Source organism: Arthrobacter globiformis, assembly GCF_030817195.1.
GTDB classification, from domain to species: domain Bacteria; phylum Actinomycetota; class Actinomycetes; order Actinomycetales; family Micrococcaceae; genus Arthrobacter; species Arthrobacter globiformis_D.
This window is the reverse complement of record NZ_JAUSYZ010000001.1, coordinates 714,144-734,455: the sequence shown is the minus strand read 5'-3', so window position 1 is coordinate 734,455 and position 20,312 is coordinate 714,144. Positions and strand designations below refer to the sequence as shown.

The following is a 20,312-nucleotide window of genomic DNA, read 5'->3' as shown; positions in this document are numbered from 1 at the left end:
ACGGTGTCTGCTCTTGCTTTCCCTTGGAAACGGCTGCGATCCTGGCCCAGGCGCTTCATCGAGGGCTGACAGCCGCTGGCCTGGAGGCCAGGTTGCGGGCCTTTCGCCAACCGCAAAGGCCATGAACAGCTAGTCGATTTGCCGCCGTTGGAGCCGTTGACTTGTCTTGTGGACATCCCCTAGCGTTCCACTCATTGACAACGTTGTCTACCTACCTTCGGGGTGGGGAGAGGCACGCGCGATGAAGGGCGACACCAGCACAATGCATCAGAGAAAATTCGGCAGACTACAGCTATGTACCGCTTTGACCGTGGCCGGTCTCAGCCTTGCCACAGTACTCGCCGGAGCAGCGACGGCAACGGCGGCGGGCACTGCCGGCGACGAGCAGTTTCGGCCGGCATATCACTACACGCCCGAACAGAACTGGATGAACGATCCCAACGGGATGGTGTTCTACAAGGGCGTCTACCACCTCTACTACCAGCACAACCCGTCCGGCAATCAGTGGGGCAACATGTCCTGGGGACACGCCACGTCAACAGACCTGGTGCACTGGAAGGAGCAGCCCCTGGCCATCGCCACCGACGACCAGCAGGACATCTTCTCCGGAAGCGTGGTGGTGGACAAGAACAACAGTTCCGGCCTCGGCACGGCCGCGAACCCTCCTCTGGTGGCGATCTTCACCAGCGCCTACAAGGACGCCTCACCGTACAAAGGGCTGCAGGCCCAATCCCTTGCGTACAGCCTGGATGAGGGCAAGACCTGGACCAAGTACAGCGGCAACCCGGTGCTAAACCGCAACTCGGCGAACTTCCGGGACCCAAAGGTGTTTTGGTACGACTCCCCCGGCGGAGGCGGCTACTGGGTGATGACCGCCGTCGAGGCCACCGAGCACAAGGTGGTGCTGTACAAGTCCGGCAACCTCAAGGACTGGACGCAGCTCAGCGAGTTCGGCCCGGCGAATGCCACGGGCGGGCTCTGGGAATGCCCGGACCTGTTCCCGCTTGCCGTCGACGGCAACCCCGCGAACGTCAAGTGGGTGATGGTGGTCAACATCAACCCGGGAGGCGTGGCTGGCGGCTCGGCAGGGCAGTATTTCGTGGGCAATTTTGACGGCACCACATTCACCTCGGAGACAACGAAGGCCAGTGACGCGTTGCCCGCGGGCACTCCCCTGGCAGGCTTCAACGACGGCACGTACAACGGCTGGACGGTGAACAACGAACCCGGCAACTGGAAGGACGGGCCATTCGCCGGGGCACCCGCCTCCGGTACGCTTGCCGGGCAGAACGCCGTTACCGGCTTTGCCGGCGCCGGTCTGATCAATTCATTCAACGACGGCGACTGGCCGCTGGGGTCGATGACCTCGCCGCAGTTCACCGTGGACAGCGATTACCTCAACTTCCTCGTGGGCGGCGGACAGCATCCGCGGGTCTCGGACAAGCTGGACAACACCCCGCCACCCGGGGACCTGTTGTTCAACGGCTTTGAGGTACCGGACGGCTCCACGCTGGCCGACGCCGGGTGGACAGGAACCGGGGATCTGGCACCGGCGTTCCAGCCGGCAACGTCCGGCGGCGACTTCTATATCGGCACCAAACGGATCAACACGTTCGATACGGCAGGCGCGCCCAGCGACGAGAGGCAGGGAACCCTCACGTCGCCGTCGTTCACGGTAAACCGGAACTTCATGAGCATGCTGGTGGGCGGCGGACACCGCACGGCCGGCTCCGGACAGACGCTGGAAGCGCAGCTGCTGGTGAACGGCAACGTGGTCCGCAGCCTCGCCGGCGATGACGCTGGAGCCCTGAACTGGAAGGGCTGGGACGTATCCGAGTTCGCCGGGCAGCAGGCACAGCTCCGGATCGTGGACCAGGCCACCGGCGGCTGGGGACACCTCACCCTGGACCACGTCATGCTGACGGATCAGGCAGCAGTGCCCCGTTCCGATGAGACCACCGTCAACCTCGTGGTGGACGGCAAGGTGGTCAGGTCGGCCACCGGGGCTAACAGCGAGGTCCTGGACTGGGCATCGTGGAACGTTTCCGAGTTCAGGGGGCGGCAGGCCAGCATCCGGGTGGTGGACAACAACCGCTTCGGCTGGGGCCACATCCTGGCGGACGAGTTCGTCGCCTCCCCGCGGCCGGCCACGCCGCGGGTCCAGACCTATGACTGGCTCGACTACGGCCGGGACTACTACGCGTCCGTGTCCTTCAACAACATGCCGCAGAGCAAGCGCATCATGCTCGGCTGGATGAACAACTGGGACTACGCCAACAACATTCCAACCTCGCCCTGGCGCAGCGCCATGTCCCTGCCCCGCGAAGTGGCCCTCACGCAGACGGCCAACGGTCCGCGGCTGGCGCAGAAGGCAGTCCAGCAGGTGGATGGCCTCGGCACAAAGGAAAGCTACGCCGAAAAGCGGGCGCGGAACATTCCCGCTGGCACCCACGCGCTGCCGTCTGCGGCCTCGGGCGACGTGCAGCGGATCGACGTGACGTTCGCCCCCGGATCAGCGTCCAAGGCCGGGATCACAGTCCTGGGGAACGGCAGTAAATCGACGGTCATCGGCTACGACAAGGCAACCGGGGAGCTGTACGTCGACCGAAGCAACTCCGGCAGCACTGACTTCCACCCGCTCTTCGTTTCGGTTGACTCCGCCCCCGTGACCGTGGACGCGAGCGGCAACGTGACGCTGCGCATCTACGTGGACCGGTCCTCGGTGGAGGTGTTCGCCCAGAACGGCCTGCGGACCATCACGGACCAGGTCTTCCCCGAACAGGGCGCCAACCAGGTGGCGCTCTTCGCCGAAGGGGGAACCGCCCGACTGAAGTCACTGACCGTCACGCCGCTCAGCCGGTCCATGTTCTTGGCAGCGCAAGTGCCCACCAAGAACAGGAAGTAACGGCCGGTAAACGGAAGGCCGGTGTCCGCAGAACCTGCGGACACCGGCCTTATTCGTGCCGGACCGGGCCGTTACGCACCGCCCTGGCCGGGCGGTCTTTGTGGCGAGGCGGCGCCGGGTTTAGTGGACCGGCTGCAGCCAGGTCAGCACCGACCCGTCCTCCTCGATGTGGTCCGCGAGCTCCCCGTTGAACCGGGCGCCGTAGTCCGCCGTGATGTGTTCCTGGAAGGCTGCCTCGTCGCGATACACCTCGAAAACGAAGTACTCCCGGGGGTTGCTTTCCCGGGTGTACGGCAGGAACAGCTGGTTGCCGGGCTCACTGCGCACCTGCTCGGTGAGTTCGCGCATCATTTCGGCAACCCGGGCTTCGCTGCCGGGCTTGACGGTGAATTCGGCGTAGAGCGTCTTGGTCATGATTCTCCTGTCGGGGTGGGTTTTGAGGCTTTGGGGGTTTGGTTCATTCCGGCGTGCTGTTCATTCCGGCGTGCTGTTCATTCCGGCGGGGGCAGTTCGCCGGATCCGCGGGTTATGAGCTCTGAGGGGACGACGTACGTCTGCGCCGCGCTGTGGTCGCCGTCGATCCGGGCCAGCAGGCGTTCGGCGGCGAGTTTTCCGATCCGGTCGGGGTGCTGGGCAATCACGGTCACGCCTGGCTCCATCATGTCGGCCAGGGTGAAGTCGTCGAAGCCGACGAGGGCAACGCGCTTGCTGGCGCCGAGCTCTTTCAGCGCCCGCATAACGCCGAACGTGACGAGGTTCTGGCTGGAGAAGATGGCCGTGGGCGGATCCTCCGACGTCAGCAACTGAAGGGCGGCCCGCCTCGCCGAATCCTCGTCGTGAAGGCCTTCAAGCACCGGAACCGAGGAGGTCGCGATGCCCGCCCTGCCGACTTCTTCGATGAAGCCGCGCCGGCGTTCGCGGGCAGTCTGGATATCTGTGCGGTCACCGAGATAGGCGAGCTTCGTGTGGCCCTGTGCAATCAGGTGACTGGCGGCCATGGCTGATCCAACCGCGTTATCCGTCACCACTGCGTCCGCCTCGATGCCCACGGGTTCGCGGTCGATGAAGACCATGGGCAGATCGCGTGAGTGCTCCGGGATGACATAGGACTGGCTTTTCGCGATAGGCGTCAGGACCAGGCCGTCCACGCGTCTGCCCAGGAAGGCGGCAACCAGGGCTTTCTCCCTTTCGGGGTCGTCATCAAGGCTGGCGGCGAAGACCGCAATGCCTCGGGCGGCCAGGGAGTCCTCCAGGGCGCGGTGAATCTCACCGCTGAAGGGGTTGGACACGCTTGGCAGCAGGAGGCCGATGGAAAGGGTCCGGCGGCCGGCCCGGCGAAGGCTCCCCGCTGCCATGTCCAGCTGGTAATTGAGCTGCTGGGAGGCACCGAGCACGCGCTGGCGGGTTGCCTCGGACACGCCCGGTTCATCGTTCATCACCCGGGAGACGGTCTTGATGCCGACGCCGGCCAGTGCCGCGACGTGGCGCATCGTGGGCCGATTCTTCGTCGTATCAGGCTGGTAACGATTAGACATCGTTGTCATTAATTGGTCCTTCATCATCCGATTTCTCTTGACTGTACCTTGTGATCTTGATTACATGATGCATGACATCGTTGTCAGGCACCAGAAGTGCCACGAAAACAGGAGATTCAATGTTGAGTTCCAAAGCCCCGCGGACAGTCACCCACCGCCTGCTTGCCATCGGTGCAGTACTGACCCTCGGCACGCTCAGCCTTACCGCTTGCGGCGGGAGTTCGCCAACCACCTCGTCGGCCGGAAGCTCTTCGGCCGAGAAGGTCGGTGTGTCCCTGATCGTCAAGACCACCTCGAACCCGTTCTTCGTTTCCATGCAGGACGGCGCCAAGAAGGCTGCCGAAACCGACGGCGTGGACCTCAAGCTCGCAGCAGGCAAGGCCGACGGCGACGAAGAGACGCAGATCCAGGCAATCGAAAACGCAATCTCCAAGGGCGACAAAGGCATCCTCATCACGCCTAACGGCCCTTCGGTCGTCGATGCGCTGAAGAAGGCCAAAGATGCCGGGTTGTTCGTCATCGCCCTGGATACCCCGCCGGACCCGGCTGACGCCGCCGACATCACTTTCGCCACCGACAACTTCGCCGCCGGTGAACTGATCGGCAAGTGGACCGCCGCGCAGCTCGGCGGCAAGAAGGCCACCATCGCGCTGCTGGACCTGTTCGACGACAAGGTCGTCTCGGTGGACTACAACCGGGACCAGGGCTTCCTCACCGGCCTCGGCATCGACACCGCGGACAAGAAGAAGAACGGTGACGAGGCCAAGACCGGCAAATACACCGGCGGCAAGGGCGGCGACTACGAAATCGTGGGCAGCCAGGCAAGCCAGGGCGCCGAAGACGGCGGCCGGACCGCCATGGAGACCCTCCTCGCCAAGAACCCGAACGTCAATGTGGTCTACACCATCAACGAGCCAGCTGCGGCGGGCGCCTTCGAGGCGCTGAAGTCTGCCGGCAAGGAAAAGGACGTGCTGGTGGTCTCGGTGGACGGCGGCTGCTCGGGCGTCAACAACGTCAAGGCCGGCGTGATCGGCGCCACTGCCCAGCAGTACCCGGTGAAGATGGCGGAACTGGGCGTCAAGGCCATCGTTGAGCTGGCCAAGACCGGCAAGAAGCCGGCCAACTCACCAGGCCTGGACTTCTACAACACCGGTGTCGAGCTCGTCACGGATAAGGCCGTCGACGGCGTCAAGAGCATCACCACGTCGGAGGCCTCCAAGATCTGCTGGGGCAAGTAACCAGCATGGACCCAGCACCGCGGGAGGGCGCTGAAGATTCAGTACTCTCCCGCGGTTCGCAGCAGGAGAATTAACTGCAGAAGCCGCAGCCGCCGCACCAGCCCCAGCCGAACCAGCCCCCGCAGGACCTTGAAGTTCAGGAGCAACAGTGACCCAGCAACAGACCGCCGGACCGCCCGCCGCAGGGCATGCCGACCCGGCCGAGGAATTCCTCGACCGTCAGACCCCGCTCAGCCGAATCCGCAACATCCTTCACCGCTATCCCGCGCTCAGCCCGGCCATTGTCCTGCTTGTTGCGGTGGTGGTCTTCGGGCTCCTCAATGAGAGGTTCCTGCGTGTCGAGAACCTGTCCCTGATCACCCAGCAGGTCTCGGTGGTGGGAACCCTCGCAATCGCCCAGACCCTCATCATCCTCACCGCCGGCATCGACCTCTCCGTGGGCGCCGTCATGATCCTCTCATCCATGGTGGTCGCGCAGCTGGCCGTCGGCAGCGGCACACCCGCTCCGCTCGCTCTCCTCTTCGGCCTCGTCGTGGGTCTGGCAGCAGGGGCGCTGAACGGCTTCCTCGTCACCAGGTTCCGGCTCCCCCCGTTCATCGTCACGCTCGGAACGCTGAACATCTTCATCGCCCTGACGCTCCTCTACTCCGGCGGCTCCACAGTGCGCGGCTCGGCGATGCCCGGCCTGCTGACATGGATGGGCAGCACGTTCCCCGTCGGACCCGTCCGGATCTCCACCGGCGTGGTCATGATGCTCCTGCTCTACATCGCGGTCGCGTTCATCCTTGGCAAGACCGCCTGGGGCCGGCACGTCTACGCGGTGGGCGATGACAAGGAAGCCGCCCGGCTGGCCGGTATCCCGGTCAACCGGGTCCTGATGAGCGTTTACCTCGCAGCCGGGGCCGTGCTGGCCATCGGCGCGTGGATCCAGATCGGCCGCACGAACGCAGCCAGCCCCAACGCCGGCGTGGACCTGAACCTCGACTCCATCACCGCCGTCGTCATTGGCGGAACCAGCCTCTTCGGCGGACGCGGCTCCATCTGGGGCTCCCTCCTCGGCGCGCTGATCGTGGGCGTGTTCCGCAACGGCCTGTCCCTGGCCGGCCTCGACGTGCTCTACCAGACCCTCGCCGTGGGCGTCCTCATCATCCTCGCTGTGTCGATCGACCAGTGGATCCGAAAGGTGAAATCATGACCGCCACAGAATTCCAGCCGGCTAAGACCCCGATCCGCCAGCCGATCCTGCAAGCAAGGAACCTCGTCAAGACCTTCGGACGCGTCGTGGGCCTGGACGGCGTCAGCCTTGACCTGTACCCGGGTGAAGTCCTGGCGATCATCGGCGACAACGGCGCAGGAAAGTCCACGCTCATCAAGTGCCTCACCGGCGCAGAGGTCCCGGACTCCGGCGAACTGAAGGTCTCCGGACAGACCGTCCATTTCAAGCGCCCACAGGACGCCCGGGTACACGGCATCGAAACTGTCTACCAGAACCTGGCCGTGTCACCCGCGCTCGATGTTGCCTCCAACCTCTTCCTGGGCCGCGAAGAACGGCTCCCCGGCCCGCTGGGAAAACTCTTCCGTGTCCTGGACACCAAGGGCATGCGCCGCAAGGCCAAGGAGGAACTGACCCGGCTCGGCATCTCGACACTCCAGGACGTGACCGTCCCTGTGGAGAACCTGTCCGGCGGCCAGCGGCAGGCGGTGGCCGTGGCCCGCGCCGCTGCTTTCGGCTCCAAGGTGGTTGTCCTCGATGAGCCGACTGCGGCCCTCGGCGTCCGGGAGTCGAACCAGGTCCTGCAGCTGGTCCGCGATCTCCGGGACCGCGGCCTCCCGGTCATCCTGATCAGCCACAACATGCCCCACGTGTTCGATGTCGCCGACCGCATCCACATCCAGCGGCTCGGGAAGTGCGCCGCCACCATCACCCCGCAGTCACACAGCATGACCGACGCCGTGGCCATCATGACGGGCGCCGCCACAGCCTGACCAGGCAGCGCAACCCAAAACCCCGCCTTACCAAACCAGCGCCACCACAGAACCAGCACGTCACCACCTCCGTCCGCGGGCCGGCTTCGGCCCGCGGACGGCTCCATGAAAGGCCCACCGTGATCCCAACCTCCAACCCCGGAACCGCCACCGCAGGAGCTGCTGACTCAGCAACCCGCGCCGCAACGCCGGAAGTCATCGTCATCGGTGAAGCGCTGGTGGACGTCGTCGCCTCTGCGGAAGGTGCCGTTGAGCACCCCGGCGGATCGCCGTCGAACGTTGCCTACGGGCTCGGCCTGCTCGGCATCCGAACCGCGCTGCTCACCTCCATTGGCGACGACGACCGCGGGCGGGCCATCGAGGCGCACCTGCAGCGCGCCGGCGTCGCACTCCTGCCCGGCTCCAGGACACCGGGCAGGACGGCCAGCGCCACCGCGACGCTGGCCGCAGACGGCTCCGCAACCTATGACTTCGACATCCACTGGGAATTGCCGCCGGTAGCCCCGGCATCCCTTCCCAAGGTGCTCCACACCGGCTCGATCGCGACCTTCCTGGCTCCGGGGGCGGCAGCAGTCAGGACCCTGCTGGAGCAGTCGCACCGCGAATGCGTGGTCACCTACGATCCCAACATCCGCCCCGCACTCCTCGGCAGCCAGGCTGAGGCCCGGACCATCTTCGAAGAGCTGGTCCCGCTCACCGACGTGGTTAAGCTGAGCGACGAGGATGCCAGGTGGCTGTACCCCAACCTGCAGCTCGAGGACACCGCAGCACGGATCCTGGGGCTGGGTGCGGGGCTCGCGGTGGTAACCCGCGGTTCCGAGGGATCACTGCTTGCCACTCCGGACCTGCAGCTGACAGTGCCGGCCGTCCGGTCCGCCGTGGCCGACACCATCGGCGCCGGCGATTCCTACATGGCGGCGCTGATCTACGGACTGCTTGCGCGGGGAACCGACGGCCTGGCGCCGGCCGTGCTGGAAACCTTGGGACGCACCGCCTCGAAGGCCGCCGCGATCACCGTCCGCCGCCCCGGAGCCAATCCGCCCACAGCGGCCGAGCTCCTGGCGGACCTGCCTGAGGACACGGCGGCGCCCGCGGAAGTGGCACCCGCCGCCGTCGCCTAAGAGAGCCGCCGCCTAAGGGATCACGGCGGGTGGGTCAGGGACGGCGACGAGCGCCGCCACACGCGGATGCGGATAATTACCGCATCCGCGCCGGGCGTCTCCGTACACTGAGGTTCATGGCATGCCGTATCAGTGAACTTGTCCTCAACTGCGCCGATCCCGAACTGCTCGCGCGGTTCTGGAGTGAGGTCCTTGGCTACGTCGAGCTCGACCGGGAGGATGGTGCAATCGAGATCGGCCCGCCCGACGCCGGGTTCGGCGGTCTGCAGCCGACCATCATCCTGAGCCCCAGCAGCGACCCCCGGACCGGAAAGCTGCCCCTGCACATCGACGTCAACCCCGTCGACCGGGACCAGGACGCCGAGCTGGAACGGTTGCTCGCCCTCGGCGCCCGGCCCGCCGACGTCGGGCAAACCGGCGACGAGCAATGGCACGTCCTGGCCGACCCTGAGGGCAACGAGTTCTGCCTCCTGCGCAGGCGGCTTGAGCCCATCACCTCCTAAAGCAGCGATCTAGGTGTACTGCCCAGGGACGTTGGTTGGGTGAATGTGATGACTCGCTGGAGTCGTTGACTCATGGGTGAGGACCTCCGGTTGCACAGTGGAGTTGCTTAGACAACCGCTGAAGCGACCAGGAGGTCCTCAATGTCCCACGCTAATGCTGCTTTGACTCCACGCCAACGGTTACGCGTCGCGCGGCTCGTCGTTGATCACGGCTGGCCGGTGTCCCGGGCTGCCGAACAGTTCAATTGCTCCTGGCCCACCGCCAAACGGTGGGCAGCCAGGTATGCCGCGATGGGCCCAGCCGGCATGACGGACCGATCCTCAAGCCCGCACCGGGTGGCGAACCGGACTCCGCCGCATCTGGTTCGCAAGGTCGTGCACCTGCGCTGGAAGCAAAGGCTGGGGCCTGTCGCGATTGGAGCGAAGCTGGCCATGCCTGCCTCCACGGTCCACGCGGTCCTGGTCCGGTGCCGGCTGAACCGGCTGCATTACGTGGATAAGCGCACTGGGGAAGTCATCCGCCGCTACGAACACGACAAACCCGGGGCGATGATCCACGTCGATGTGAAGAAGCTCGGCAACATCCCGGACGGTGGCGGCTGGCGCTACGTTGGCCGGCAGGAAGGCAAGAGGAACCGCGCTACGACTCCGGCAAAGCCGCGAAGCAACCACCGTAACCCGCTGATCGGCACCGCCTACGTGCACACCGTCGTGGACGACCACTCACGCGTCGCCTACGCCGAGATCCATGATGACGAAACAGCGGCCACCGCAGCCTCCGTTTTGAAAAGGGCAGTATCCTGGTTCGCCGCGCGCGGCGTCACCGTCGAGCGAGTCCTTTCCGACAACGGATCAGCGTACAAATCGAACCTCTGGCGGGACACCTGCCGGGAGCTGAACATCAAGGCCAAGAAGACCCGACCCTACCGTCCGCAAACCAACGGCAAGATCGAACGGTTCCACCGCACACTGGCCGACGGATGGGCCTTCAAACGCTTCTACGCCACTGAATCAGCCCGCAGAAACGCCCTCCCTGCATGGCTGCACCACTACAATCACCACAGGCCCCACACTGCAATCGGAGGCCACACGCCCATCAGCCGCTTAACCAACCTGCCTGGGCAGTACACCTAGGCCAGCTGCCTGCCGGTCCCGACCGCCGAGTGCTGCGCCTGCCCGTCCACGAACGTCGCCAGGACCCGGGCCGCTGCAAGGTCATCCGGAGCAGCCGCCAGCGGATCTACGTCGAACACCGTGAAGTCGGCGCGCTTGCCCACCGTGACCGAGCCGGAGACCTGCCACTCCCCCGCAGCCCGGGCGGCATGCGAGGTGTAGCCTTCGAGCGCCTGACGGGCCGTGAGGGCCTGGCCGGGAACAATCGGCTGTTCACCCGGCCGGCCCGACCGCCGTCGCAATTGCGCGTCCGCCAGGATGGGCAGCGGTTCGAAGGGGGCGATCGGCCAGTCAGAGCCAAGCCCCAGGACGGTTCCCGCAGCACGGAGGTCGGCACACCGCCAGGCGTTGTTGGCCCTTTCCGTGCCCAGCCGGGTGGACCAGTTATCCGAGTGGTCGGCGCGGGAGTAGTGCGTACAGTGGGTCGGCTGCATGCTGGCGATGAGGCCTGATCGGGAGAACCTCCCGATCAGCTCATCCGGAACGGTCTCAAGGTGTTCGATCCGGTGCACGCCCTGCAGGGTGACCGGAGGCAGGGACTCGAAGGCGGCCAGGACCGCGGCCACCCCGGCGTCGCCGATTGCGTGCGTGGCCGTCGGAATGCCGCGCCCGGCGAAGTACCGCACGGCCGCCGCATACTCCTCGGGGCGGGGCCAGAACGGTGCCACCGACTCGCCATAGGCATCGGGTTCAAACAGCCAGGCCGTGCCGTTGTCCACCGTGCCGTCGACGAACAGCTTGATGCCGGCCACTTCCCAGCGCCGCCCGCCGACGCCGATCTGTTCGGCCAGCCCGCGCCAGTCCGGCTCACCGGTGCCGGGCATGCACCAGGGCAAGATCCGCAGGCGCAGCGGAAGACCGCCGTCGGTCTCTTCTTCGAGCGCCCGGTAAAGGTCCAGCGAATCGTCGTTGCAGTCCATCACGTGTGCCCCGGTCAGTCCGGACCGTGAGAACTGCGTGAGCAGTTCCGCCAGCCGCGCCTTCCGTTCGGCGAAGGACTCGGCGGGCACCACCCGCGCAACGAGTTCGACGGCGGCCGCCTCCAGCAGGAGCCCCGTCGGCCGGCCGCTTCCGTCACAGACCACTTCCGCGGCCTGGTCGAAGGAGCGTGGCCCCGTGACACCGGCGATGTCGATGGCCCGGGAACTGGCCAGCGCGGAATGCCCGTCGAACAGCCGGATGAGGCACGGCAGTCCGGAGACTGCGTCGTCAATCAGCCCGCGGTGGGCGGGAGCGGATCCGAACACGTTGGGGTCCAGGCCCCAGCCGCGCACCCACTCGCCTGGCGCTGTTGCCGCCGCCTCGGCATGCAAGAGTGCACGCACCGCTGCCAGGTCCGCGGCGCCGGACAGGTCGCAGCCGCGGGTCAGTTCCAGCCCGAAGACAGGGTGGATGTGGCAGTCCACCAGGCCGGGGGTCAGCACGGCGTCGCCGAAGTCGATAACCTCCGCTGCCGGCCAACCGGCCGCATCCGCACGGCTTCCGACGGCGGCGATCACGCCGTCCCGGACGGCAACGGCCTGCGGCGCCGGGCTCCCTGACAACATGCCGTCCATCGTGTGGACGGTGCCGGCAAGGATGATCACATCAGGATTCATGGGTTTCGAAGCTTCCAATCTGGGCGAAGGTTTCCGGCCGGTTGCGGCGCACCCAGCGGGCGGCCAGGAGTCCGGCGATAAAGACGATGGGCGTCACCAGGATGAGGATGGTGTTGGTCAGCGCGTCGGCGAAGGTGAGCAGTTCGATGTTGAACCCGATCAGCAGCACCACGCCGAAGAGCAGGATGGCCGACGCCAGACTCAACGGGACCATCAGCCGGTGCGTGACGGCGTCGGGATTCCGGCGCAGGTAGAGGAAGGCGGCCACCGACACCAGGCCCTGCAGCCCGACGATGCCGAAGATTCCCGGGGTGTTCACCCAGATCAGCAGCTGCTGGTACGGATCGGCGTTCAGGATGGCACAAATGGTGATGACGACGGCGGCCAGGATCGTCTGCAGCTGTCCGGCCCGGTGTGGTGATTTGAACTTCGGGTGGGTCCGCCCCAGGAAGGCCGGCAGCACGCCGTCGCGGGCCAGCATGTAGACGTAGCGGTTGATCGCGTTGTGGAAGGCCAGCTGTGAGGCATAGACGCTGGTGACGATCAGGAAGTACATCGCCACCTCGGCCCAGGGGCCCACATAGTGGTTGATGGTCTGGAAGAACATGCCGCCGGCCAGCTCCCCGGCGGCTTCCACGGCACGGTCTTCGCCGTAGGCCTGCACCACGGCCCACACGATGAAGGCGTAGAACACTGACATGAAGCCGACGGCGATGTACGTGGCGCGCGGCACCGACCTGTCCGGGTCGCGGGCCTCCGAGCGGTACAGCACTGTGGACTCGAAGCCCATGAAGGCGGCGAAGCAGATCCCGAGGATGGCCAGGACGCCCGGCCCGAAGGCGTTCTCCGGGCTGAATGAGCCCACGCTGATTCCGTGTGCTCCGCCGCTGCCCAGGATCCCCGCTGCCATCAGGGCCAGGATGCCGGTCTCGGCCACGAGGAGCACGCCGAGCACTTTGGCGCCGACGTCGATGCCCCGGTAGCCGAGGAACCAGACGGCAGCCACGGCGGCCAGCGCTATCGCCGGCCAGGGCACCTCGAGCCCGAACACCACCTTGAGCATGTCGTGGGTCTGGACGGCGAAGAGGCCGTAGACACCGATCTGGAGGCAGTTGTAGGAAACGATCGCCAGGATGGCCGAGGCGAGTCCCGCCGTCTTGCCCATGGCCAGCGAGATGTAGGTGTAAAAGCCGCCGGCCGCCTTCACGTGCCGGGTCATGGCCATGAAGCCTACGGCGAAGAGGGTGAGCACGGTGCCTGCCAGGAGGTAGCCGGCCGGGGCGCCGATGCCGCCGACGTTGATGGCCACCGGGGCAACGCCCGCCATGACGGTCAGCGGCGCTGCCGCCGAAATGACGAGGAAGGCAATGCCGCCCGTGCCCAGGGCATTGCGCTTGAGGGCGCCGTCCGCAGACGACGCAGGAGGTCTGGTTTGGATATCCGGCACTGGTCCGTCCTTTCTGGGAAGCCCGACTAAACGAAAGGCTTTCGTTTTAGTATGAGGGCGTGTGGCGCCGAGCACAATAGCTTTTTCAAAAGCGGCAGCAACCGCTGCCGGAGACTAGGCTGGGTTCCGATGTTCCAGAGCTGCAGACAGGAGATTCCATGGGGCGCCCGCTCCTCCCGCTGATATCCGTGGAGGCCCTGACGACGGCCGCGCTGGAGCTGGTCGATGAGAGCGGCGACTTCAGCTTCCCGAAGCTGGCGAAAAAAATCGGCGTCAGCCAGTCCTCCATCTACAACCACGTCAGCGGCCGGGACGAGATCCTGGAACTGCTGCGGCACCGGATCATCACCGAGGAGCCGTACCCTCCCGTGGACCACAGCGAGTGGGAGGGCGCGCTGCGGGTCCTGATCCGCGCGTACCGCGACGCCTTTGCCCGCCATCCGCGGCTGGCTCCGCTTCTGGTGCTGCAGTCCATCACCGATCCGGCGGTCATCGGCCTCTACGAGGACCTGGCCTTGGCCCTGGAGAGCGCGGGGTTCCGCGGACGTGACGTCGTGGCGGCCATTTCCACCATCGACAGCTTTGCCCTGGGCGCGGCCCTGGACCTGGCGGCGCCGGAAGTGGTGTGGGACCCGCCGGCGGAGGGCTACCCAACGCTTAAGCGGGCGCTCGGCAATGCCGGACCGTCAGCGGAGCGGGGCGGGCACGCCTTCGATTTCGGCCTGGACGTGGTCATCGGCGGGCTTCGGGCAAAGCTGGGCGGCCAGGAAACGCGCGCCTAGGAAACAGCCCTCCGGCGCGCCCTCAGGGTGGCCACTCCCCACAGCGCCAGGAATGCAGCCACGAGCAGCAGCCCGGCGTCGCCCAGATCTATCCCGCCCAGCCAGGCCGTGAGCGGGTCCTTCAGAGCGAACGCCGCGTTGCAGAAACCGGCGAGGGTTATTCCGGCTACGAAAAGCGCGGACAATGCCGAGAGCCCGGTGATGACGGCGTTGAACCCAAGTTTGCGCATTGGATCATGGATGGCGGACCTGTACATCCGCATCATCGCCACGCCGTTCGCCGTGTCGCACAGGGTCATGGCGGCGGTGAAAGCGAGCGGCAGTGCCAGCAGCGCGACGGGCGAAACACCCGCCAGGGATGCCGCCGTCGTCATCACCAGAAGTCCGATGGTGGTGGCCGTATCAAAACCGAGCCCGAACAGGAATCCGATCACGTACACGTTCCTGGGGCGCCGCACCTTGGACAGTGGCCGGGCCATGAGGCGGGCCACAAAGCCCTTGGCTTCCAGTTCCTCGGGGAGCACCGTGCCGCCGCCGCGGACCCTGCGGTAGGACCTGGCGGCACCGAGAAACGCCGACCCGTTGAAGATCCCCATGGCCAGCAGGAACAGGCCGGAGACGCTGCTGCCAATCAACCCGAGGACCAGGTTCCCGGTGCTGCCCTGGGTCATGAACCTGCCCACCAGCGATACCCCCGAAACCACAAGTGCCCCGGCCAGGATCACCACCGAACTGTGCCCCAGGCTGAAAGCGAATCCCACACTCGTGGGATCCTGGCGCTGGGCCACGAACTTCCGCGTGGAGTTGTCGATCGCGGCGATGTGGTCCCAGTCGTAGCTGTGCTTGATGCCGGCCAGGTACGCGGTGAGCACCAGTCCGAACGCCAGCGGCTGCCCCGACGTTGCCGTGCCGGCAACCAAAAGCACGACGGCGGCCAGATGCAGGATGCCCACCGCACCAAAGGTGGCCAGCAGGCGCGTCCGGAGCGGCAACTGCTCACGCTCGCGGTACATGGCTGCGAACTGGGTCAAGGTAGTCATCAGTACTTCCTGAGGTTCAGGGGCGCCTGGCCATACCAGCGTTGACGGAGAAGGCCGCTGCAGCCACCCAGTAGCGTATTGAGTTTTTCGGTGCTGTTGGACAGTGACCGGAGCACCAGGGCCGTGATGCCGTCCATTGTGGCACTGAGCGAGACCCCTGTGTAGGCGTCGAACCTTTCTGCCAGCCGGTGCAGTTCATCGGCGAGCGCCTGGTCCACGCGGGCGTCCACCACCACGAGCGAACCCAGGTGGCTGTAGCCCTCCATGAAGCCGGTGCCGGTGACGTCGTCGAGCGGTGGCCGGACCAGCAGGTTGTCCAGGGCGAGCAGCCGGGTGCCCGCGTCCGTCTCCACGCGGATCTCGTTGCGGAGCCGCAGTTCCTCGTACCGGAAGGAGGCCCCGTCCGGGGACCACCCCGGCGTGATCACCTCCGCCATCACCAGGCTCGACGTCGGCCGTACCGTGATGCGGGTGTTCTGCCGGTAACTGGCCTCCCGGTAGGCGATGACCTGGTCCGGCGCCAGCTCCAGCCGCGAGCCCTCCCCCAGCCGGACGCTCATGCGCTGCTCGGCAAACGATCCGGGGGTCCGGTAGATCTTCGTCGCCGACTGCGTGGTGAGCAGCACGTCAGCCCCGTCACGCACCTCCACGTCCAGAACGTAGAGATCTGCACCCAAGTAGGCCCCGCCAGGATTCACGACGACGTAGCAAACCTGCCCGCTGTCATCCAGATAATGCGGCCGGAGCACCCGCAACGCGCCCCGATGAAACTGCTGCACGGCCACAGATCGCTGAACACGCACGGCGATCTGCAGCTCAAGCTCCCCCATTGGCGACTTGAGCGCTGAGGCGGCGAGGCCGGATTTTGGGGCCGCGGCGTGGTGGCACTCGTGGGGGGCCCACTGCCGCGAGGGCCCCGACTCGAGCTTGCGAGAGTCGGGAGCGGCTGGGGACGGGCACGGCCCCAAATCCGGCGAAGCCGCCGGACCCAGCCCGGCCGCCGATGAGGTGACCACCTGAGTTGCCGCCCTCGTGCTCATTGGGCCAGGTCGAGCATCAGGACGTCGCGCCGGATCCATTCGATGACGTACTCGAGGCCTTCGTCCGTCTTGAGGTTGGTGAAGCAGAACGGCTTGGCGCCGCGGAACTCCTTGGAGTCGCGTTCCATGACGGCGAGGTCGGCGCCGACGTGCGGGGCGAGGTCTGTTTTGTTGATGATGAAGAGGTCGGACTTGATCATTCCCTGGCCGGCCTTCCGCGGGATTTTCTCGCCCTGCGCGACGTCGATGATGTAGACCGAGAAGTCCACCAGCTCGGGGCTGAAAGTGGCGGAGAGATTGTCGCCGCCGGACTCCACGAAGATCACCTGCAGGTCCGGGTGCCGCTGTTTGAGCTCCTCGATGGCCGCCGTGTTCATCGACGTGTCTTCGCGGATGGCGGTGTGCGGGCAGCCACCGGTTTCGACGCCGATGATGCGATCCTCGGGCAGGATGCCGTTGGTGGCGAGGATCTTGGCGTCCTCGATCGTGTAGATGTCGTTGGTGATGGCGGCCATGGAAATCTCCGCGCTCATGTGGCGCGTGAGCCGTTCCACCAGCTGGGTCTTTCCGGCGCCGACGGGGCCGCCGATGCCGATCTTGATGGGTTCAGTCATGTTGTCCTCCTGCTAACTCATGAACATGCGGGCACGCTGGCGCTCATGCCTCATCTGCGAAATCTCCAGTCCGGGGCTGACCGCCCCGAAGTCGTCCGGGGTGAGGCGGGCGGCCCGCTCGACGGCGGCAGCAACGGCGTCGTGAGCGTTCCGCAGCACCCGCTGGCCGGCGGCCTGCCCGAGCGGGATGGCCCGGACGGCGTTCTGCGTCAGGGACGTGACGGTGGCGAAAAGGTACGCAGCGATCGCCTCCGCCGGCGGAACCCCGAGGGAACGGGCGACGACGGCGAACGCCAGCGGCTGATGGCCGGCGGCCCGGCCGCCACTCACCAACGCCCGGTACTCCGACAGTTCGGCCGAGGGAAACACTTCGGTGCCGATTTCGAGCATCCGGTTTCCCATCTTGATGCTGGCCTCCCGCACCTGCCGCGGCAAAAGCTGCGCGGTCAGCAGGCCATCCAGCTCGAGGACATCCCACCCCTCATACAGGAACCGCATGGCCAGGGCGTCTGAATACGTCAGCTGCTGCGAAAGGAACACCCCCAGCCACCGCCCAAAGGACTCCTCATCATGAACGACCCCCCGCTCGATATAGGTCTCAAATCCAAGCGAGTGAGCAAACGCCCCGGTAGGAAGCGAGGAATCAGTAAGCTGCCGAAGCGCGAGCTGGTAACCCCCGATGGTTGAGCTTGTCGAAACCCCTTGGTCTCGACAAGCTCGACCAGCGGAGTCGTCAGTGGCTGTGTTCAGCATGGCGGAAAGGCACTGGCATGACGCGTTCCTGACGGTCGTAGGGCACTCCGACATGTTTGAGGTAGTCCTCGACGGTGTGGTCGTACTGGCACACCATGACTTCAGCACCGTACTCGGAGCCGGCGTCGAAGAACTGCGCCTGCAGGTGCCGGTTCCCGAGCGAATGCGCCACGACGCCCATTTCGTGGATGGTCCGAGGCGCGACCACCAGGACGTCCGTGGGCAACACGGAGACCACGATCATGTTGGTTTCGGCCACGTACAGCACGTCGCCGTCCCGGAGGTCGGCCGATCCCGCCGGAAGCCTGATGCCAATCTCGTTGCCGTGGTCGGTGGTGACGCGCTGGATGCGCTTGACCAGCTGGGCACTGGGCAGGACGGCTTTCTCCTGGTGCAGGCCGGCGTAAGACTCGGCGGGTTGCTCGTGCAGGTTGCCGAGGATTTTTTCGATGATCACGTCAGGCTCCGGGAGTTAGAAGAGGAAGTAGCGCTGCGCCATGGGCAGGACGTCCGACGGTTCACAGGTGACGTCCTCGCCGTCCACGCTGACCTGGTACGTTTCAGGGTCCACCTGGATGTCCGGCGTGGCGTCGTTGAACTTAAGGTCGGCCTTGGACAGCGTGCGGATCCCCGACACGGGTCGGATGTTCTTCTGGAGCCCCAGTTCTTCCGGCACCCCGGCGTCGATGGCCGCCTGCGACAGGAACGTGATAGAACACTGCTGCACCGCTTTGCCGAACGCGGCGAACATCGGGCGCATGGTGCGCGGCTGCGGGGTGGGGATGGAGGCGTTGGCGTCACCCATCAGCGCGTAGGCAATCTGGCCTCCCTTGAGGACCAGTTCCGGCTTCACGCCGAAGAACGCGGGATCCCAGAGCACCAGGTCCGCGAACTTGCCCTCCTCGACGGAGCCGATGGAGTCGGCCATGCCCTGCGCGATGGCGGCGTTGATGGTGTACTTGGCCACGTACCGCTTGATCCGGAAGTTGTCGCTGTCTGCGGAGCCGTGCGCTTCGCCGGCGGGGTCCTTCAGGACGCCTCGCTGTTTTTTCATTTTGTCCGCGACCTGCCAGGTGCGGGTGATCACCTCGCCCACGCGACCCATGGCCTGCGAGTCCGATGACGTGATGGCGAAGATGCCGAGGTCCTGCAGGACGTCCTCGGCCGCGATGGTTTCGGCCCGGATGCGGGAGTCTGCGAAGGCCACGTCCTCGGGGATGTCCGGGTTGAGGTGGTGGCACACCATGAGCATGTCCAGGTGCTCTTCGATGGTGTTGCGGGTGTAGGGCAGCGTGGGATTTGTGGAGGCGGGAAGCACGTTGGGCAGGCCGGCGATCTTGATGATGTCCGGTGCGTGCCCGCCCCCGGCGCCTTCGGTGTGGAACGTGTGGATGACGCGCCCGCCGATGGCGCGGATGGTGTCCTCCACGAAGCCGCATTCGTTCAGCGTGTCCGTGTGGATGGCCACCTGGACGTCGTACTCGTCCGCCACCTTCAGCGAGGTGTCGATCGAGGACGTGGTGGACCCCCAGTCCTCGTGGACCTTGAGCCCGATGGCACCGGCCCGGATCTGTTCGGCGAGGGGTTCGACGGCGGAGGCGTGGCCCTTGCCGAACAGCCCGATGTTGATGGGCATGCCCTCGGTGGCCTGCAGCATCCGCTGGATGTGCCACTTGCCGGGAGTGACGGTGGTGGCTTTGGTGCCTTCGGCCGGCCCGGTGCCGCCGCCCACCATGGTGGTCACGCCGCTGGTGAGGGCGGTGGGCACCTGGTCCGGGGAGATGAAGTGGATGTGCGTGTCCACGCCCCCGGCGGTGAGGATCTTCCGCTCCCCGGCGATGATCTCTGTACTCGCGCCGATGACGATGTCCACGCCATCGGCAATCTGAGGGTTGCCGGCCTTGCCGATCCTGAAGATGTGGCCGTCCTTCAGTGCGACGTCGGCCTTGTAGATCCCGGTGTAGTCCAGCACCACCACATTGGTGATGACGGTGTCCGGCACACCGCCATCAGGACCGCCGTCCCGGGTGGCCTGGCCGTTCTGGCCCATGCCGTCCCGGATGACCTTGCCGCCGCCGAACACCACTTCCTCGCCGTAGTTCGTGAGGTCCTTTTCAATCTCGAGGAACAGCTCGGTGTCCGCCAAGCGGATGGCGTCGCCCGTCGTCGGGCCGTAGAGGTCCGCATACTGCCTGCGGGACAATTCGAAACTCATCGGTGTCCGCCGTCCCGGTCAGTGGCGTCCTGGCCAGTGGCGTCCCGGTCAGCGCCGAGGCTGCCGTTCACCGCGTTGCTCAGGCCATAAACCTCGCGGCTGCCGGCCAGCCGAATCAGCCGGACGGTCTTCCCGTCGCCCGGTTCGAACCGCGCGGCGGTGCCGGCGGGGATGTCCAAGCGCCGCCCGTAGGCGGCGCCGCGGTCGAATTCCAGCGCCGGGTTCGCCTCTGCGAAGTGGTAGTGCGAGCCCACCTGCACGGGCCGGTCACCGGTGTTGAGGACGACGACGTCGATCGCCTCCCTGCCCGTATTGATGACCAGCGGTTCAGGACGCAGGACGTACTCTCCGGGAATCATGAT

Annotated in this window: 19 protein-coding genes; 8 read left to right on the top strand and 11 right to left on the bottom strand. The window is 66.0% G+C overall.

Going from position 1 to position 20,312, the window contains the following annotated elements:
* The first annotated feature begins 241 nt into the window (after window positions 1-241).
* A complete protein-coding gene (locus QF036_RS03380) occupies window positions 242-2,905 on the top strand; it encodes a GH32 C-terminal domain-containing protein (protein ID WP_307099241.1) in 2,664 nt (887 codons plus the stop codon).
* 120 nt (window positions 2,906-3,025) lie between these two features.
* Here the strand turns inward: QF036_RS03380 and QF036_RS03375 are convergent, their stop codons facing one another.
* Together QF036_RS03375 and QF036_RS03370 are read right to left on the bottom strand one after the other, a co-directional pair.
* On the bottom strand, window positions 3,026-3,319 hold the full coding sequence (locus QF036_RS03375; RefSeq protein WP_307099240.1) for a putative quinol monooxygenase: 294 nt from the start codon (window positions 3,317-3,319) through the stop codon (window positions 3,026-3,028).
* Window positions 3,320-3,396: 77 nt separating this feature from the next.
* A complete protein-coding gene (locus QF036_RS03370; protein WP_307105743.1) occupies window positions 3,397-4,395 on the bottom strand; it encodes a LacI family DNA-binding transcriptional regulator in 999 nt (332 codons plus the stop codon).
* Window positions 4,396-4,559: 164 nt separating this feature from the next.
* Between QF036_RS03370 and QF036_RS03365 the strand changes: the two genes are divergently transcribed.
* From QF036_RS03365 to QF036_RS03340, 6 genes are all read left to right on the top strand, one after another.
* Window positions 4,560-5,678, top strand: coding sequence for a substrate-binding domain-containing protein (locus QF036_RS03365; protein ID WP_307099238.1), 1,119 nt, complete (start codon window positions 4,560-4,562; stop codon window positions 5,676-5,678).
* A 148-nt stretch (window positions 5,679-5,826) separates the two neighbouring features.
* Complete coding sequence (locus tag QF036_RS03360) at window positions 5,827-6,873, top strand: ABC transporter permease (RefSeq protein WP_307099236.1); 1,047 nt, start codon at window positions 5,827-5,829, stop codon at window positions 6,871-6,873.
* Window positions 6,870-7,664: an ATP-binding cassette domain-containing protein gene (locus tag QF036_RS03355; protein WP_307099234.1), complete on the top strand. Its 795-nt coding sequence runs from the start codon at window positions 6,870-6,872 to the stop codon at window positions 7,662-7,664. Before QF036_RS03360 ends, QF036_RS03355 begins: the two co-directional genes overlap by 4 nt.
* Before the next feature lie 119 nt (window positions 7,665-7,783).
* Window positions 7,784-8,785 (top strand): carbohydrate kinase family protein, encoded by a 1,002-nt coding sequence (locus QF036_RS03350; protein ID WP_307099232.1) that lies wholly within the window; start codon window positions 7,784-7,786, stop codon window positions 8,783-8,785.
* A gap of 116 nt (window positions 8,786-8,901) precedes the next feature.
* The gene (locus tag QF036_RS03345; protein ID WP_307099230.1) at window positions 8,902-9,288 is read left to right on the top strand and encodes a VOC family protein; all 387 of its coding nucleotides are present in this window, start codon (window positions 8,902-8,904) and stop codon (window positions 9,286-9,288) included.
* Window positions 9,289-9,429: 141 nt separating this feature from the next.
* Window positions 9,430-10,422 carry an IS481 family transposase gene (locus QF036_RS03340; RefSeq protein ID WP_307099228.1) on the top strand — a complete coding sequence of 331 codons (993 nt, stop codon included), beginning with the start codon at window positions 9,430-9,432 and terminating at the stop codon, window positions 10,420-10,422.
* Here QF036_RS03340 and QF036_RS03335 read toward each other — a convergent pair.
* A complete protein-coding gene (locus QF036_RS03335; RefSeq protein WP_307099226.1) occupies window positions 10,419-12,059 on the bottom strand; it encodes an amidohydrolase in 1,641 nt (546 codons plus the stop codon). The genes QF036_RS03340 and QF036_RS03335 overlap by 4 nt on opposite strands.
* On the bottom strand, window positions 12,049-13,506 hold the full coding sequence (locus QF036_RS03330) for an APC family permease (protein WP_307099224.1): 1,458 nt from the start codon (window positions 13,504-13,506) through the stop codon (window positions 12,049-12,051). The genes QF036_RS03335 and QF036_RS03330 overlap by 11 nt, the downstream gene beginning before the upstream one ends.
* A 158-nt stretch (window positions 13,507-13,664) precedes the next feature.
* Here QF036_RS03330 and QF036_RS03325 point away from each other — a divergent pair, with 158 nt between their 5' ends.
* Complete coding sequence (locus QF036_RS03325) at window positions 13,665-14,288, top strand: TetR/AcrR family transcriptional regulator (RefSeq protein WP_307099222.1); 624 nt, start codon at window positions 13,665-13,667, stop codon at window positions 14,286-14,288.
* Here the strand turns inward: QF036_RS03325 and QF036_RS03320 are convergent.
* The 7 genes from QF036_RS03320 to QF036_RS03290 all read right to left on the bottom strand — a co-directional run bounded on the left by QF036_RS03320 (window position 14,285) and on the right by QF036_RS03290 (window position 20,309).
* Complete coding sequence (locus QF036_RS03320; RefSeq protein ID WP_307099220.1) at window positions 14,285-15,328, bottom strand: HoxN/HupN/NixA family nickel/cobalt transporter; 1,044 nt, start codon at window positions 15,326-15,328, stop codon at window positions 14,285-14,287. The two genes, QF036_RS03325 and QF036_RS03320, sit on opposite strands and share 4 nt — an antisense overlap.
* Complete coding sequence (locus tag QF036_RS03315) at window positions 15,328-16,158, bottom strand: urease accessory protein UreD (protein ID WP_307099219.1); 831 nt, start codon at window positions 16,156-16,158, stop codon at window positions 15,328-15,330. Before QF036_RS03315 ends, QF036_RS03320 begins: the two co-directional genes overlap by 1 nt.
* Window positions 16,159-16,364: 206 nt before the next feature.
* Window positions 16,365-16,982, bottom strand: coding sequence for an urease accessory protein UreG (gene ureG, locus QF036_RS03310; RefSeq protein WP_307099217.1), 618 nt, complete (start codon window positions 16,980-16,982; stop codon window positions 16,365-16,367).
* Between the two features lie 12 nt (window positions 16,983-16,994).
* Window positions 16,995-17,663, bottom strand: a complete 669-nt coding sequence (locus QF036_RS03305; protein WP_307105742.1) for an urease accessory protein UreF — start codon at window positions 17,661-17,663, stop codon at window positions 16,995-16,997.
* 52 nt (window positions 17,664-17,715) lie between these two features.
* Window positions 17,716-18,192 (bottom strand): urease accessory protein UreE, encoded by a 477-nt coding sequence (gene ureE, locus QF036_RS03300; protein WP_307099214.1) that lies wholly within the window; start codon window positions 18,190-18,192, stop codon window positions 17,716-17,718.
* Window positions 18,193-18,207: 15 nt separating this feature from the next.
* Complete coding sequence (gene ureC, locus QF036_RS03295) at window positions 18,208-19,950, bottom strand: urease subunit alpha (protein WP_307099212.1); 1,743 nt, start codon at window positions 19,948-19,950, stop codon at window positions 18,208-18,210.
* A complete protein-coding gene (locus QF036_RS03290; protein ID WP_307099211.1) occupies window positions 19,947-20,309 on the bottom strand; it encodes an urease subunit beta in 363 nt (120 codons plus the stop codon). Before QF036_RS03290 ends, ureC begins: the two co-directional genes overlap by 4 nt.
* Between the last annotated feature and the right edge of the window lie 3 nt (window positions 20,310-20,312).

Coding starts and splice junctions, on each gene's coding strand:
- QF036_RS03380 (WP_307099241.1), top strand. CDS start 242: ATGAAGGGCGACACCAGCACAATGCATCAGAGAAAATTCGGCAGACTA.
- QF036_RS03375 (WP_307099240.1), bottom strand. CDS start 3,319: ATGACCAAGACGCTCTACGCCGAATTCACCGTCAAGCCCGGCAGCGAA.
- QF036_RS03370 (WP_307105743.1), bottom strand. CDS start 4,395: ATGCGCCACGTCGCGGCACTGGCCGGCGTCGGCATCAAGACCGTCTCC.
- QF036_RS03365 (WP_307099238.1), top strand. CDS start 4,560: ATGTTGAGTTCCAAAGCCCCGCGGACAGTCACCCACCGCCTGCTTGCC.
- QF036_RS03355 (WP_307099234.1), top strand. CDS start 6,870: ATGACCGCCACAGAATTCCAGCCGGCTAAGACCCCGATCCGCCAGCCG.
- QF036_RS03345 (WP_307099230.1), top strand. CDS start 8,902: ATGGCATGCCGTATCAGTGAACTTGTCCTCAACTGCGCCGATCCCGAA.
- QF036_RS03340 (WP_307099228.1), top strand. CDS start 9,430: ATGTCCCACGCTAATGCTGCTTTGACTCCACGCCAACGGTTACGCGTC.
- QF036_RS03335 (WP_307099226.1), bottom strand. CDS start 12,059: ATGAATCCTGATGTGATCATCCTTGCCGGCACCGTCCACACGATGGAC.
- QF036_RS03325 (WP_307099222.1), top strand. CDS start 13,665: ATGGGGCGCCCGCTCCTCCCGCTGATATCCGTGGAGGCCCTGACGACG.
- QF036_RS03320 (WP_307099220.1), bottom strand. CDS start 15,328: ATGACTACCTTGACCCAGTTCGCAGCCATGTACCGCGAGCGTGAGCAG.
- QF036_RS03315 (WP_307099219.1), bottom strand. CDS start 16,158: ATGGGGGAGCTTGAGCTGCAGATCGCCGTGCGTGTTCAGCGATCTGTG.
- ureG (WP_307099217.1), bottom strand. CDS start 16,982: ATGACTGAACCCATCAAGATCGGCATCGGCGGCCCCGTCGGCGCCGGA.
- ureC (WP_307099212.1), bottom strand. CDS start 19,950: ATGAGTTTCGAATTGTCCCGCAGGCAGTATGCGGACCTCTACGGCCCG.
- QF036_RS03290 (WP_307099211.1), bottom strand. CDS start 20,309: ATGATTCCCGGAGAGTACGTCCTGCGTCCTGAACCGCTGGTCATCAAT.